The 13,816-nt window shown below is 68.5% G+C and carries 13 protein-coding genes and 1 rRNA gene; 7 read left to right on the top strand and 7 right to left on the bottom strand.

From position 1 onward, the window contains the following. The first annotated feature begins 212 nt into the window (after window positions 1-212). The 4 genes from rrf (at window position 213) to ACFC1K_RS12030 (ending at window position 3,244) form a co-directional block, all read left to right on the top strand. A 5S ribosomal RNA gene (gene rrf / locus ACFC1K_RS12045) occupies window positions 213-329 on the top strand. A 258-nt stretch (window positions 330-587) separates the two neighbouring features. Next, window positions 588-1,553, top strand: coding sequence for a ThuA domain-containing protein (locus ACFC1K_RS12040; protein WP_310287881.1), 966 nt, complete (start codon window positions 588-590; stop codon window positions 1,551-1,553). Window positions 1,554-1,729: 176 nt separating this feature from the next. Further along, on the top strand, window positions 1,730-2,470 hold the full coding sequence (locus ACFC1K_RS12035; RefSeq protein ID WP_310287884.1) for an IclR family transcriptional regulator: 741 nt from the start codon (window positions 1,730-1,732) through the stop codon (window positions 2,468-2,470). Between the two features lie 3 nt (window positions 2,471-2,473). Continuing rightward, a complete protein-coding gene (locus ACFC1K_RS12030) occupies window positions 2,474-3,244 on the top strand; it encodes an IclR family transcriptional regulator (protein ID WP_310287887.1) in 771 nt (256 codons plus the stop codon). Between the two features lie 6 nt (window positions 3,245-3,250). Here ACFC1K_RS12030 and ACFC1K_RS12025 read toward each other — a convergent pair whose 3' ends face one another. Continuing rightward, window positions 3,251-3,922 carry a TetR/AcrR family transcriptional regulator gene (locus ACFC1K_RS12025; protein WP_310287889.1) on the bottom strand — a complete coding sequence of 224 codons (672 nt, stop codon included), beginning with the start codon at window positions 3,920-3,922 and terminating at the stop codon, window positions 3,251-3,253. Continuing rightward, window positions 3,919-4,836 carry a shikimate dehydrogenase gene (locus ACFC1K_RS12020; protein WP_375871799.1) on the bottom strand — a complete coding sequence of 306 codons (918 nt, stop codon included), beginning with the start codon at window positions 4,834-4,836 and terminating at the stop codon, window positions 3,919-3,921. Before ACFC1K_RS12020 ends, ACFC1K_RS12025 begins: the two co-directional genes overlap by 4 nt. A 136-nt stretch (window positions 4,837-4,972) precedes the next feature. Here ACFC1K_RS12020 and ACFC1K_RS12015 point away from each other — a divergent pair, with 136 nt between their 5' ends. Together ACFC1K_RS12015 and ACFC1K_RS12010 are read left to right on the top strand one after the other, a co-directional pair. After that, the gene (locus ACFC1K_RS12015; protein ID WP_375871798.1) at window positions 4,973-5,731 is read left to right on the top strand and encodes an IclR family transcriptional regulator; all 759 of its coding nucleotides are present in this window, start codon (window positions 4,973-4,975) and stop codon (window positions 5,729-5,731) included. 4 nt (window positions 5,732-5,735) lie between these two features. Next, a complete protein-coding gene (locus ACFC1K_RS12010) occupies window positions 5,736-6,500 on the top strand; it encodes an IclR family transcriptional regulator (RefSeq protein ID WP_375871797.1) in 765 nt (254 codons plus the stop codon). A 61-nt stretch (window positions 6,501-6,561) separates the two neighbouring features. On the opposite strand, the gene dctP is transcribed toward ACFC1K_RS12010, so the two are convergent. Beyond that, on the bottom strand, window positions 6,562-7,617 hold the full coding sequence (gene dctP / locus ACFC1K_RS12005; RefSeq protein ID WP_375871796.1) for a TRAP transporter substrate-binding protein DctP: 1,056 nt from the start codon (window positions 7,615-7,617) through the stop codon (window positions 6,562-6,564). A 362-nt stretch (window positions 7,618-7,979) separates the two neighbouring features. On the opposite strand from dctP, the gene ACFC1K_RS12000 reads away from it, so the two are divergent. Further along, the gene (locus ACFC1K_RS12000) at window positions 7,980-8,117 is read left to right on the top strand and encodes a hypothetical protein (RefSeq protein WP_375871795.1); all 138 of its coding nucleotides are present in this window, start codon (window positions 7,980-7,982) and stop codon (window positions 8,115-8,117) included. Between the two features lie 76 nt (window positions 8,118-8,193). Here the strand turns inward: ACFC1K_RS12000 and ACFC1K_RS11995 are convergent, their stop codons facing one another. From ACFC1K_RS11995 to ACFC1K_RS11980, 4 genes are all read right to left on the bottom strand, one after another. Further along, entirely contained in the window at window positions 8,194-8,637 is a 444-nt protein-coding gene (locus ACFC1K_RS11995; RefSeq protein WP_375871794.1) for a type II 3-dehydroquinate dehydratase, read from the bottom strand. Between the two features lie 79 nt (window positions 8,638-8,716). Then, window positions 8,717-9,997: a TRAP transporter large permease gene (locus ACFC1K_RS11990; protein WP_375871793.1), complete on the bottom strand. Its 1,281-nt coding sequence runs from the start codon at window positions 9,995-9,997 to the stop codon at window positions 8,717-8,719. A gap of 3 nt (window positions 9,998-10,000) precedes the next feature. Beyond that, entirely contained in the window at window positions 10,001-10,657 is a 657-nt protein-coding gene (locus ACFC1K_RS11985) for a TRAP transporter small permease (RefSeq protein ID WP_375871792.1), read from the bottom strand. A 206-nt stretch (window positions 10,658-10,863) separates the two neighbouring features. Further along, the gene (locus tag ACFC1K_RS11980; RefSeq protein WP_375871791.1) at window positions 10,864-13,560 is read right to left on the bottom strand and encodes a PQQ-binding-like beta-propeller repeat protein; all 2,697 of its coding nucleotides are present in this window, start codon (window positions 13,558-13,560) and stop codon (window positions 10,864-10,866) included. Between the last annotated feature and the right edge of the window lie 256 nt (window positions 13,561-13,816).

The following is a 13,816-nucleotide window of genomic DNA, read 5'->3' as shown; positions in this document are numbered from 1 at the left end:
TGGGTTGATAGGCCAGATGTGGAAGCACGGCAACGTGTGCAGCTGACTGGTACTAATAAGCCGATGACTTGAAAACACTTCCCCCCACCCCCCTTCTGTGCGGGTGGGTTGAGAATGCTCGCGTCCACTGAGTGGTTCCCGATGTACGGTCGGGAACACAACCAAAAAGAGAACTTTTCACGTTGTGAAAGCACCGAACTCATCGAAAGAGTTACGGCGGCCATAGCGAGAGGGAAACGCCCGGTCCCATTCCGAACCCGGAAGCTAAGCCTCTCAGCGCCGATGGTACTGCAGGGGGGACCCTGTGGGAGAGTAGGACACCGCCGGACACCCATTCACGGAATGGCCACCCACACAGGGTGGCCATTCCGCGTTAAGAAGCCCCACGAATCCCGTAGAAATACGGGAATCGTGGGGCTTCTGCCATGTTGGCGGCCGGCATGTGATCAGGTGCTTGCAGCTCCTCGGCTTACTGGGTGGGACGCGCGTTGCTGCGCGCAATCGGCTGCGCCTAGATTCGCTGCCGACCCGGGCCGTTCGCACATGATGCCCCGAGGTCCCAGCACGAACGGATCAAAGGAGATCACATGAAATCGCTCATACGCTCCGGTGTCGCCCTCGTCGCCGCGGCAGCACTCGGCGCGGGATTGGTGGTCGGGGGAGCGGCCTTGAACAACGGGAAGGGCAACGGGAACGGACTGGGCGGCCAGCCCGCGACCGCCAGCCAGATCTACACGGACGAGATCAAGGACTACGGCGTCTGCCGTGGGACCGACCCCGCCTGCTACAACGAATGGGGCAACGGCTGGAAGGAAGGCGAGCAGAAGCGCATCCTCATCTGGAGCCGCACCGCCGGTCCGCGACACGCTCACCTGGGCACCGCCCTCGGCCCCGGCCTCAATCCTCCGCTGAACGCCAACAACGTCGCCCAGTCGGCGCTCATCGCGTGGGCCGCGGAGCGCGGGATCGCCGCGGACTACACCGAGGACCTCTCGCAGTTCCGGTTGAACAACTACCAGGCGGTCGTCTTCCTGAGTTCGAACCGCGACACGCTCGACGACACCGCGCAGACGTCGCTGATGCAGTACGTCCGCGGCGGCGGCGGTTTCGTCGGAATCCACAACGCGTTCGGCGCCGAGTACTCGTGGGAGTACTACGAGGGCCTGCTGGGTGGGGCCAACTTCTACAACCACGGCCCGAACCGCGACGGCACGGTCGAGACGATCAACAACAAGGACGTCTCGACGTCGTTCCTCCCGCCGACGTGGGCATTCAAGGACGAGTGGTACAACCTGACGCCGTACCCGAGCTTCGTCAACGTCCTCCTCGAGGTCGACAAGGCGACGAGCGAGGCGACCCCCGCGGGTCACGGCGAGTCCCACCCGGTCAGCTGGTGCCAGTACTACGACGGCGGTCGTGCCTGGCTGACGACGCTCGGTCACGACGCCGCAGCCTGGACCGATGCCCCCCTCGCCGGCGACGAATTCTTCAAGCAGCACGTGCTGGAGGGGCTCGAGAGCGCGATGGGCATCAAGCCGTTCTGCGCGGCGTGACCGGCCAAGACGGAGGTTCATAGGTGCTGACCGCGGGGGCCCGGATACGTCGGATCGACGGATCCGGGCCCCCGACGCATGCCGTCGGGGCGCACGCGTCCCATTGGGTGGAACCAGATGCCCGGTGTGGGGGTGGACGCTTGCCGCACCGCGTGAGTCGCACGGATACTGCACACATGCGATCCGCCCTCAGAGACGAGCCGGTATCGGTGCTCGATCGGATCCTCGCCATCCTCGACACCGTGCGCGAGTCGCACGGCTCCACCACGATCACCCAGCTCGCGCTGGCCACCGGCATCCCCAAGTCCACCGTGTCGCGGCTGGTCGGCGACCTCATCAGGCAGCGCTACCTCACGCGCACCGAGGAGGGCGTGGTGATCGGGCTCCGGCTCTTCGAGCTCGGCGCGCGAGCGAGCACGCCGCGGCGCCTGAGCGTCGCCGCGCTGCCGGTGCTCGCGGAGCTCTTCAACGCGACGGGAGAGCACCTGAACGTCGCCGTCCAGGAGGGCCGCGAGATGCTGTCGGTCATCTCTGTGCGCGGGCGTCTGCGCCCGGTGCCGTCACGCGCCGGAGTCCGCGTGCCCTCGGTCACCACCGCCCTCGGCAAGGCGGTGCTGGCGTTCACCGACGACGAGGGCGTGCTCGGCAGCGTCTTCACCGGCCTCGACTCGAGCCGGCGCAACACCTTCGAGAAGGAGCTCGTGTCGGTGCGGACGGCGTCGGTCGCGATCGATCTCTGCGAGACCTTTCCGGGGGTGGTCGGCGTCGCGAGCCCCGTGCTCTCGCCGGACCGCGTCCCCGTGGCGGCGATCTCCGTCGCCGGCCCCGTCACCGACATGGATCCGCATCGGATGGCTCCGCTGGTGCGACACGCGGCGCTCGCGCTCACGCACCGGCTCGCGCTGCAGGTGGCCTGAGGGATGCGCGCCGAACGCGGCGACGATGCTCTCGGCGTGCTCGACCGCATGACGTGCATCCTCGAGGCGTTCGACCAGGACGACAGAGGCCTGGGCATCTCCGAGCTCGCGCTGCGCGCGGGGCTGCCCAAGTCGACGGTGTCGCGGCTGGTGGCGACGCTCGTCCGCCAGCGGTACCTCGAGCGCGACGGCAGGCTCATCCACCTGGGGCTGCGGCTGTTCGAGCTGGGACAGTTGGCCGAGCAACCCCGCGAGCTCAGGATCGCGGCACTGCCCGTCATGACCGACCTGCGCAACAGGACCGGTGAGAACGTGCACCTCGCCATCCGCGACGCGCGCGCCATGGTCTGCATCGCGATGGTGCGCGGACGAGGAGGCGCGATGCCCGCCGTGCGCACCGGGACGCGGGTCCCGATCCACGCCAGCGCGTTGGGCAAGGCGGCACTGGCGCACGCGGCGCCGGCCGAGGTCGACGAGGTGGTCTCGGAGGAGCTCGATGCGTTGACGACCGAGACGGTGACCGATCCGGTGCTGCTCGAGCGCGAGCTCGCCGACATCCGGCGGGGCGGCACCGCTGTCGAGGATCGTGAGCTCGACCCCGACGTGCGCGGGATCGCGGCCGCTGTGCTCGTTCCCGGGAGCGGCCTCGCAGGCGCCATCTCGGTCTCGGGACGTGCCGAAGACTTCGACGCGAGCAGATACGCCGCTGACGTGCGCGCAGCGGCGAAGACGGTCGCGCAGCGGCTCGCCTCATTCGGGCCCGCCCGCGGCTGACCCGTCTCAGACAGGCGGTCGTGCGCCCGGGCGATCGGTCATGGTGGCGACGATCATGTCGCCGATGAGGCGCCGGTGCGAGTCCTGCAGGTGCGGATCCAGCATGTCGCGGTCGAAGATCGCGGCGAACGTGTGGCGGTTGGCGACGTGGAAGCAGGCATAGGCGCTGATGACCATGTGGACATCCACCGCATCGACGTCGTCGCGGAACGCCCCCGCGCGCACACCTCGCTCGATGACCTCTTCGAGCAGCGTGATCGCGGTGGCGTTCTCGCGGAGGATGGTGTCGGACTGCTTCAGATGCTCAGCTCGGTGGATGTTCTCGATGCTCACCAGCTGGATGAACGCCTGGTGCGTCGTGTGGTGGTCGTACGTCGCCTCGGCGATCCTGCGGAGCGCCTCATCAGGGGCGAGCTCGCCGATCTGGATCCCCCGCTCGACCTGGCGGATCTGCGCGTACACGCGCTCCAGCACCGCGAGGTACAGGCTCTCCTTCGAGGCGAAGTAGTAGTAGATCATCCGCTTGGTCGTGCGGGTGCGGGCGGCGATCTCATCGACGCGGGCCCCTGCGTAGCCGTTGGCGGCGAACTCGGCGGTGGCGACCCGGAGGATGTCCTCCTTGGTGCGCAGCGCCCTGGCCGTGGACGCGTCCTCGCGCACGTCGCTCGATTCGCTCATCGCTCGCCCTTTCCCCGGCCTGACTGCTCCTCGGCGCTGATGAGCACGCGGAAATGGCGCTGCATCCGCTCACGATCGGGCTCCCTGCCCGTGATGATGTGGAGACTGGCGCATGCCTGCCCGACGGCCATCAGGCCGCCGTGCAGCACCGGATGGCCGCGGTGCACCGCCTGCCGGAGGAGCTCGGTCTCGAGTGGTCGGTAGACCACGTCCGAGACCCACGCACCCGGGCGGAGCAGCTCGAGATCGAACGCGACCCCCGGGTGGTGAGCCATGCCCAGCGGAGTGGCATTGACGACACCCGTGGCGGCCGCGACGGCCCGGGGAAGATCGTGCGGCGCGACAGTTGAGACGACCTGCGACGGGAAGAGCGCTGCCATTCGGCCGGCGAGGTCATCCGCCTTCGCCGGGTCGACGTCGGCCAGCCGAAGCTGCCGGGCGCCGTGAGAGAGGAGCGCATAGGCGGTCGCCGCACCGGCGCCTCCGCACCCGAACTGCACGACGTCGTCGAACGACGCTCCCGGCAGGCCGGCGATGAGCCCGTCGCGATAGCCCATCCAGTCGGTGTTGCGGCCCACCAGGCGCCCGTCGGTGAAGACCACGAGATTCACGGCGCGGAGGTTCGCAGCATCCGTATCCAACTCGTCTACGAGGTCGAGGACGAGCTGCTTGCACGGGTGCGTGATGTTCATCGCGGCGAACCCGGCGTCACGCGCCTCGACGAGGATCGCGCCGACGTCCGTGGCGGGCCGGCCGAGTTCGATCAGGTCGAAGATGCGGTACTCGTAGTCGAGACCGAGCGCCCCAGCCTCTGCCTCATGCATGGGGGGCGTCAGCGACTCCTGGATCCCCTCGCCGATCAGGCCGACCACGTAGCGGTTCGCCGGGATGACCGGGGGAATCGACGTGCGCATGACACCTCCTTGTGGCGACCGGAACCGGCCGGCACCCGTGATTGCTGTTGCACCATTGCCTCGATCCGTACTAACTAGTACGTTCGAACGCAACGGATGATCGACGACGATTCAACCTGTTGGGAGGGGGAGCTCGATGCCGAGTCTCGCCGAATGGAACACGACTCCCGCCACGCCGGCGCGGCCCGTTTCCGTGCTCGATCGCATCATCGCGATCCTCGACGCGGTCAAGGGGTCGGCCGGATCGATCACGATCACCGATCTCGCGAGCCGGACGGCGATGCCGAAGTCCACGGTCTCGCGGCTGGTCGCGGAACTCGTGTCGCAACGCTATCTGTCGCGGACCGAGGACGGCGTCGCGCTGGGACTGCGCCTGTTCGAGCTGGGAGCCCGGGCGAGCCTGCCGCGCCGCCTCGTCGCGGCTGCGGCGCCCGTGCTCCGGAATCTCCGCGACGTCACCGGCGAGCGCGTGGGCCTGTGGGTGCAGCAGGGAACCGACATGATCTCCATCGCCGCCGTCGCCGGTCGCCTGCCGATGCTCCCGACCCGTGCCGGCATGCGATCCCCGGCACTCACGACGGCCAGCGGCAAGGCGTACCTCGCCTTCTGCGCAGACCCGGCGGTGGTCAGCCGGGTCAGCGCGCCGCTGCCGGAAGACGACGCCGACAGCTTCCGGCGGGAGCTCGCGGACGTGCGCGCCGCCGTGATGGCGACCGACATGGAGGCCTCGTATCCGGGCATCCTCGCCGTCGCCACACCGGTGCTGTCCAGTGATCGTGTGGTGCTCGGGGCGATCTCGATCGCCGGGCCGAGCGGTGCGATGGACCCGGATCGGGTCGCGCCGCTGGTGCGCGCCGCCGGGAGCACGGTGACCCGTCGCCTGGCCGCGGCGTGAGCTGATGCGCACCGCGAGCTGGAACGAATCCGTCAGCGTCCTCGATCGTGTGACGGCGGTGTTCGACGCCTTCGGCGAGCAGGACGAGGGACTCGGCGTCTCCGAGCTGGCGCGGCGTGCGAACCTGCCGAAGTCCACGGTGTCGAGGATCGCCGCAGACCTCGTGGCGCAGCGGTTCCTCGACCGCGACGGGGATCTGCTGTACCTGGGCATCCGGCTCTTCGAGCTCGGTCAGACGGTCGAACAGCCCCGCACGCTGCGGCGGCTCGCCCTGCCGGTCATGTCGGAACTGCGCGACATCACGGGGCAGACCGTCCACCTGGCGGTGCTAGAAGGGGCCGACGTCGTGTTCGTCGCCATCGTGCGCGGTCAGCCCACGGCGAGTCCCCTGGCCAGGATCGGCGGCCGTCTTCCCGCGCATTCGACGGCCCTCGGCAAGGCCATCCTGGCGTTCTCCCCAACCGCGGAGGTCAACAGGATCACGACTGGAGAGCTGGAGAAGCGGACGACTCACACGATCTCCGACCCGGCGCTGCTGACGCGCGAGCTGGTCGGCATCCGGCGACTCGGCGCCGCGACCGAGAAGGAGGAGTGCGCGGTGGGCCGGGCCTGCACCGCGAGCCCGATCCTCGACCACGGCGGCGTGCCCGTCGCCGCGATCTCCGTGGCAGGTTCGATCGCGGACCTCGACCCCGACCGCGTGGCACCCGCGGTGCGTGCCGCGGCGATGACGCTCGGCCGCCGGCTGTCCTCCGACCGCGGGGTGTGACGACGAAACGACGAGGGGTGGGTGCGCGAGCGCACCCACCCCTCGTCGTCGCTGTGTGGGCTCAGCCCGCCATCTCGCGGATGGCCTGGTACGCCTCGAGGTTCTCACCGGTGTAGTGGTCCTCGAAGTACGCCTCGGCCTGGCTGATGAAGGCGTCCATGTCGATGTCCTCTGTCTCGATCACCGTGAACGCGTCGTCGGCACGGTACTCGTCGAGGATCTCCTCGGTCGCCTCCTCGACGCACGTGCGGTTCTCGGGGCGGATCTCGTGGATGGTCTCCTCGAGCAGCGCCGCCTGCTCGTCGCTCATCTTGTCGTACGTCTTGTCGCTGACCAGGAGCCAGTGGATGCCGACGTTGTGGTTGTTGAGCACCGCGGTGTTGAGCACCTCGTCGTAGCTGGACGAGTGCGTCGCGACGATCGGGTTCTCCTGGCCGACCGCGATGCCCTGCTGCAGAGCGGAGTAGACCTCCTCGACCGCGACCGACACCGGGTTCGTCACGCCCAGCGCCGCGGCGTTGGCGAGGAACTGCGGCGAGTTCGGGAACCGCATCGGGACGCCCTCGAGGTCGTCAGGGCTGGTGACCTCGACGTCCTTGGTGGTGAACGTGCGGTTGCCGAAGAACCAGCCGTCGACGATGTTGACGCCGGTGGCTTCGTGGAACGAGGTGAACAGGTCCTCCGAGCCTTCGTCGATCCACGTGAAGGCGTGGTCGACGTCGTCGAAGGCGTAGGCGGCGTCGACGACGCCGATGGGCTCGAACGTCGAGCTGAGCGCGGACGCGCCCTGCAGGTCGATGTCGATGTCGCCGGCCTGGACGAGCGGGAACCGGTCGGCGTCCGGGCCGAGCTGGCTCGCGGGGTAGAGCTCGACGGTGAAGCCGACGTCGGCGCCCTCGAGCCGGTCCTTCAGCAATTCGACGCCGCAGTAGTAGTTCGGCGTCTCCTCGTTCTGGCTGGTCGCGACGGTCAGCGTGACGGGTTCGTTCGCTGCCGCGCTCTCGGTGTTCGCGCTCTCGGGGGTGCCTCCACCGGCGCAGCCGGCGGCGACGAGAGCGGTTGCTGCGAGCGCCGACGCGGCAAGAAGGCCGCGGCGAGTCGAGCGGGCTGTGCTCATGGGACTCTCCTCTGATTTCTTCGCACGTCTTCGTGCAAGTTCTGACGTGACGTTGGGTGGCCGGAGCGCAGCATCCTCTCGACATCGCTCGCACGGTGCGGACGGGTGTCGACACGGTGTCACGTTGCGGCCCGGTGGCAGTGCCGACTCTTACGGACTTCGAACGGGCGGCAAAGCGATGTCCCGGCGAGTGGAACATGCGGCCTCGACACCTGCCGGATGGTCCGCGCCGCTGAATGGAACGACCCGCGCGAGGGGAAACACCGTCGCATACGCTCGGGCGCGACGATCGGCGAGACCGCGCTCCGGGGAGGCTCCTGTGACCGCATCAGACCGCCCGCCGGTGCGCATCGGCGTCATCGGTGCGGGCTTCATGGGGTGCCAGCTGTCGGACCGAGGTCGTCGGCGGCTTCCACGGCGCCTCGTACATGACCGGGACCGCCCTCACGAAGGCCCTGGTGTTCGGCGTCGAGGCCGCCGACGCGATCGCCCGCGGCTGACGGCACGCGCCGGGGCGCAGCATCCGTTTCACAAATCATGGATGCTGCGCCCCGGCGTGTACGAAGGCGCCGGCGCCTACTCCCCGGCGGTGAGACGGTCGGCGGCGTGGATCGCGAGCTCGTAGCCGTACGTGCCCGCACCGGCGATCACCACGTGCGCGACCTTCGAGACGATCGAATGCCGGTGGTCGGCGTCGCGTGCGTGGATGTTGGTGATGTGCACCTCGACGACGGGCGTCGACAGCATGCGCAGCGCGTCCAGCAGCGGCATCGATCCGAAGCTGAAGCCCGCCGGATTGATGACCACCGCCGCGTGCCGGCGGAAGGCTTCGTGCACCCACTCCACCAGCTCGTGCTCGGCGTTGGACTGCGCGAAGAACAGCTCGAAACCGAGTTCGCCCGCGACCCGCTCGCAGTCCGCCCGCACGTCGTCGAGCGTCGCGCGTCCGTAGAGTTCGGGCTCGCGGACACCCAGCATGTTGAGATTCGACCCGTTGAGCACGAAGAGGTTCCTCGTCACGGATGCCTCCTTTCAGGCGGTTCCCATGTCTCCGATGTCCCCGCGACCTGCGCCGCGGGGACATCGGATCGGGGGGGGGCTAGAGCAGGCCGAGGAGCGTCGGCAGGAACGTGACGATGACCGGGAAGATCGTCAGGAGCAGCAGGACGGTCCCGAGCGGGATGAGGAACGGCAGGATCCCGCGGAAGAGCTCTCCCATGGGTCTGCGCGTGATCGAGCCGACCACGAACAGGACCGCGCCGACCGGTGGTGTCAGCGACCCGATCATCAGGTTGAGGATCATGATGACGCCGAGCTGGACCGGGTCGATGCCGAACTGCGCGACGATCGGCATGAGGATCGGGACGAGCACGAGGATCACCGGCGGTGCTTCCAGCGGGATGCCCAGCAGGATCAGCAGCACGTTGAGCATGAGCAGGAAGATCAGCGGGTTGTCGGTGAGGCCGGTCAGCCATTCGCCCAGCGCGCGAGAGACCTGCTCCCGTGCGAGCACCTGGCCCATGAGGTTGGACGCGCCGAGGATCAGGAGGATCCCGCCCGCGATGACGACCGTCTCCTTGGCCGACTTCCAGAACACCTTCCAGGTGAGCGTGCGGTAGATCGCGCCCAGGATGAGCATGTACACCGCCGCGATGCCCGCGCTCTCCGTCGCCGTGAACAGCCCGCTGAAGATGCCGCCGAGGATGATCACGGGCAGCATCGCCGGGCCGATGACGCGCACGGCGGCCTTGCCGAACATGCCGCCGTCGAAGCGACGGCTGGAGGCGACGTCCGGGTGCCGGCGCACCCAGAAGAAGATGTACGCGGCGAGGCCGATCGCCATGAGCATCGCGGGGATGATCGAGCCCGCGAACAGCGCACCGGTCGAGATCGAGGCGGTCGCCGCGAAGAGGACCGCCGGGATGCTCGGCGGCATGACGGTGCTCATGAGCGACCCCGACGCGGTGAGGCCGGCTGAGAAGCCGTAGGGGTAGCCGGCCTTCAGCATCTGGGGGATCTGCACCTTGCTCGTCGATGCGGCGTCGGCGAGGGCGGAGCCGCTGATCCACGAGAAGCCGATGGCCGTGCCCAGGTTGACGTAGGCCAGGTTGCCGGGAAGACGCGGCAGCAGCGCGCGCGCCAGGTCGTACAGACGCGTGGCGATCCCGAGGTTGTTCGCGATCGTGCCGACGAAGATGAAGAGCGGGACGGCCAGCAGCGGGAAGCTGTTGATGCCGTTGACGATCGACGAGATCGCGTAGCCGGCCGACAGGCCGTGGCTGTAGAAGTACAGCATGCTCGAGGCGATCATCGCGAAGGCGACGGGCACCCGCAGCAGCAGGAAGACGACGAACAGCAGGATGTAGAGCCAGAGGTCCACCGGTCAGCCCTCCATCTCGCCGATGTCGAGCTTTCGCTCGGGACGGTTCGCGTAGGGGATCTTGAACGACGAGTGGATGGCGGCCGACAGGAAGCCGACGAGGGCGAAGATGTAGAGCACGCCGAGGGGCATGTGCATGGCCGCGCTCAGCCGGCCCCATTCGGTGTCGATCTTCACCCATGCCTCGTAGGCCAGCGCGAGGCTCGTGACGACCATGATCACGGCGGAGATGACGCGCAGGGCGACGAAGAGCCGGGTCCCGGCGAGCATCTCGTCGAAGATCTCGAGCACGATGTGGCCGTTGCGGCCCACGAGGTAGCCGGTGGTAATGAAGGTCAGCGCGATCATCGACAGCAGCGCGAGCTCGCCCGCGCCGACCCAGCTGATCGCGGGGAAGTACCGGCCGAGCACCTGGTACATCACGCCGAACACGATGCACGCGAACAGCGTGACCCCGATCGTGATCTCGATCGCCGAGAGCACGCGGATGAACATCGGGTCTGCCGGCACGCCCTGGTTGAGCTTGGGCGTCGTGTAGAAGGTGTTCGTCGCCGGGTAGATGGAGTCCCCGGGCGCCGCGTCGCGGGCGTCACCCGCCGCCTTCTCGGGCTCGGTGCCGGAGCCCTCGTCGGGCTCGGCGCCGGGTTCCTTGTCGGTCATGGCGTCACCGCCGCGGTGTCAGGGTGCATTGCCAACCTCTCTGTCGATGCCTGGGAGCGTGCGCACGCGCATCGCTGCCCCTGCGACTCTGGCGGCCGCGATGGCGCGTGCAAAGCCGAGTTTCGTCGAATGGGACACCGGCTCCGCACGTGACGATCCGCCCCCGTCGCGAACGACGGAGGCGGATCGATCGGTGGCGGGAACGACTACTTCGTGACCGTCACGGTGGCCGTGGAGGACAGCTGCTCCTGGACCCCTGCGGCGTTCATGACGTTCGCCCGCACGGTGAGACTCACCTCCCCGGCCGGCACGTTGTTGTCCACGGCCGCGGCGTCGAACTGGAGGATGATCCGGTTCTTGTTGGCGGTGACCTTGGAAGCCTCGACCGGCGTCGACGACAGCGGCGTGACGAGCACCGCACCGCTGTCGTAGGTGTAGCCGGGCGGAAGCTCGACGTGCGCGGAGACCTTGCCGTTCACGCCGGTGAACAGCCCCGTCCCCGACCCGAGGTTCAGCGTGCTCGGCGTGAACTTCAGCGCGCCAGGCTGATCCTGGGGCGTGAGGTACACCTCGATCTTGCCGGTGGGCCGCGGGTCCGTGCAGTCGTTGAAGAAGTACTCACCCGCACGATCGAACGTGTGCTGGTACGTCTCCCCCGGCTGCAGCTTGACGTTGAACTCGCCCTCGAAGAACTGCGTCGCGCAGTGCGGCTTCGCGTTGGGGAAGTTCGGGAACGTCTCGGCCCCCGGATTGCGGAAGGTCACCGTGGTGCCGACCGGCACGCGCAGATGCGTCGGCTGCATGCCGTTCGTCGCCACGCTGTCGCGTGCCGCCGCGGTGTCGGCGGTGCGGCTGGTGCGCGCGAGGAGCACGGTGTTGCCGACCGTCGAGCCTTCGACGGCTGCTCCGCCCACCGGACGGCGGATCGTCAGGGGCGCGGTGTCCGGTCCTTCCTGGCTCCCGGAGTCCGTCGTGTACGTGCCGCCGAGCTTGAAGGCCCAGAGCGAGTCGCCCTGCGTCACCGAGCCGCCGTACGGGTTCGTCGAACCCGCGGCGAACACGGCCACGTACTGCTCGCCGTCCACCTCGTAGGTGACCGGCGCCGCCGCGATCCCCGAGCCGGTCTGGAAGTCCCACAGCACGTCACCGGTGACGGCGTCCATCGCCAGCACCCTGCCGTCGATCTGGCCGACGAACAGCAGATCGGATGCCGTGGTCAGCGGTCCCTGGCCGTGCGACATGTCCGTTCCGAGGTGGTTGGTCCACGCCACCTTTCCGGTGGACGCGTCGTAGGCCAGGATGCCGCCCGTCTGGTACTGCCCGATGGCGCGCAGGCCGTTGGCGGAGGCGCCGTTGTAGTGCGCGACGGGGTTGGTCCCGTACGGGTAGTAGACGAGGTTGGTGCTCTGGCTGTACGAGTGGTTCGACCAGTCGGCGCCGCCGTTCTGGCTGGTGGTCGAGAGGATCGGCGCGTCCCACTGCGGGTCGTACATGCAGCCGAGGCGATGGTCGGCCGGGTACCCCTCCGGGTACGTGAGGAACGGCTCGTCGACCGCGACATAGCTGTCGGGGTTGAAGACGAGGTTGCCCTCTGCGTCCGGCTGGTAGCCGTTGTAGTTCGGCACCGCACGCCACGGGTCGCCCGGGATGTTCGCGGCGTCGAGCTTCTCCCAGACGACGCAGTCCGGCAGGAGCCGGGTCTCGGGGAACGGCTGCGTCGGCGAGTGCGCCTGGCGCGAGTCCGTGATCATGGCCTTCTCCGTCACCGGGAGGACCGGCTCGCCGTTGGTGCGATCCAGCACGAACTGGTGACCCGACTTGCTGCCGTAGAAGACGACCTTCCGCTCCTCGCCGGCGATGCGGATGTCGGCCAGGGTCGGCGGGTGGACGTTGTCCATGTCCCACACGTCATGGTGGATCGACTGGTAGTGCCACTTGTACGCACCCGTGGAGGCGTCCACGGCGACCATCGTGCTCGAGAACAGGTTGTCGCCCGGGCGCTGCGAGCCGTCCTGCGACGAGTTGCAGCTGCGCGCGTTGCCGAACGTCATGTAGTACATGTTCAGCTCGGGGTCGACGGCGCCCTGCATCCAGGACGTGGCACCGCCCTCCTCGGAGCAGTCCGTTCCGTCCGGGAGGACCGGACCCCAGGTCTCCGAGGCGTCGAACGTGACGCCGTCGACGCCCGTGAACTGCTCGCCGCGCTGGGGGCCTCCGAAGAAGTGCCACAGATACGACCCGTCGCTCGCGTCGAGCGCCACGACCGCGCCCCGATCGCCGTCCGCCGCGTGCGCATACACGATTCCGTCGTAGTACACGGTCGCGACCTTGCCGACGCGCCCGAGGTCCTCACCGCCGGGTCCGGTGGGCTGGACCGCCCAGACCTCGGCGCCCGTGGCCTGGTCGAGCGCGACGACGCGGTTGCCGCCGGCGAGCGTGAAGATCTTGCCGTCCCCGGCGGATACACCGCGGCGGGTGCCCGACAGCCCGTAGACGCGGTTCTCCCACTTCCAGATGGAGTCTCCTGTCACACCGTCGACCGCGATCACGCCACCGCTGGGCGTGTCGAGGTAGATCACGCCGCCGACCACGATCGGAGTCGTCTGCTGCCCGGTGTTGCCCGAAGCCGGGGCCACCGCCGACACGTGCGTGCGCCACGTCGGCGCGAGGTCCTTGAGGTTCTGCTTCGTGATCTGGGTGAGGCCCGAGTAGTGCTGATTGCCGAGATTGCCTCCCACGGTCGGCATGTCGGCTCCGGTCGGTTCGAGGCCTGTGAGCCCCGCGGGCGGGACCGGTTCTGCCGGCCGCAGCTGCCCGTACGCGGGTGAGGCCGCGATGGCGAGCACTATCGCCAGCGCGCCGATTCCCGCGGCTCCCAACCTCGTGGTCAGTCGTTTGCGCATCCCTTGCTCCTTGATCGTCTTCGATCTGGCGCCGGGTGGGACTGCGCCCGCCTGGCGCCACTCTGGGGAATGCCGTCCGGTCCTCTCGATCTGGGGATCGGCCGCACCGGCCGGCGCTCGGGACGCTAACCGCGAGGGCGGGATGCGGCAACCGCGCGACCCATCGAGTGGTACAACTCCTCTCCGAACAGGCCCGAAACGGTGGGCTGATCCCGCGCTTTCTGCCCAGTGGGACACCCTTTGTCGGCCGCGTCGG

The sequence above is a fragment of the Microbacterium sp. NPDC056057 genome (assembly GCF_042266945.1).
Taxonomy (GTDB): Bacteria; Actinomycetota; Actinomycetes; order Actinomycetales; family Microbacteriaceae; genus Microbacterium; species Microbacterium trichothecenolyticum_C.
The sequence above is the reverse complement of the archived record's forward strand: the minus strand, read 5'-3'. Positions and strand labels throughout refer to the sequence as shown.

Bases quoted from the DNA above. Each gene is read 5' to 3' on its own strand.
- ACFC1K_RS12040 (WP_310287881.1), top strand. From the start codon at position 588: ATGAAATCGCTCATACGCTCCGGTGTCGCCCTCGTCGCCGCGGCAGCA.
- ACFC1K_RS12035 (WP_310287884.1), top strand. From the start codon at position 1,730: ATGCGATCCGCCCTCAGAGACGAGCCGGTATCGGTGCTCGATCGGATC.
- ACFC1K_RS12030 (WP_310287887.1), top strand. From the start codon at position 2,474: ATGCGCGCCGAACGCGGCGACGATGCTCTCGGCGTGCTCGACCGCATG.
- ACFC1K_RS12025 (WP_310287889.1), bottom strand. From the start codon at position 3,922: ATGAGCGAATCGAGCGACGTGCGCGAGGACGCGTCCACGGCCAGGGCG.
- ACFC1K_RS12020 (WP_375871799.1), bottom strand. From the start codon at position 4,836: ATGCGCACGTCGATTCCCCCGGTCATCCCGGCGAACCGCTACGTGGTC.
- ACFC1K_RS12015 (WP_375871798.1), top strand. From the start codon at position 4,973: ATGCCGAGTCTCGCCGAATGGAACACGACTCCCGCCACGCCGGCGCGG.
- ACFC1K_RS12010 (WP_375871797.1), top strand. From the start codon at position 5,736: ATGCGCACCGCGAGCTGGAACGAATCCGTCAGCGTCCTCGATCGTGTG.
- dctP (WP_375871796.1), bottom strand. From the start codon at position 7,617: ATGAGCACAGCCCGCTCGACTCGCCGCGGCCTTCTTGCCGCGTCGGCG.
- ACFC1K_RS11985 (WP_375871792.1), bottom strand. From the start codon at position 10,657: ATGACCGACAAGGAACCCGGCGCCGAGCCCGACGAGGGCTCCGGCACC.
- ACFC1K_RS11980 (WP_375871791.1), bottom strand. From the start codon at position 13,560: ATGCGCAAACGACTGACCACGAGGTTGGGAGCCGCGGGAATCGGCGCG.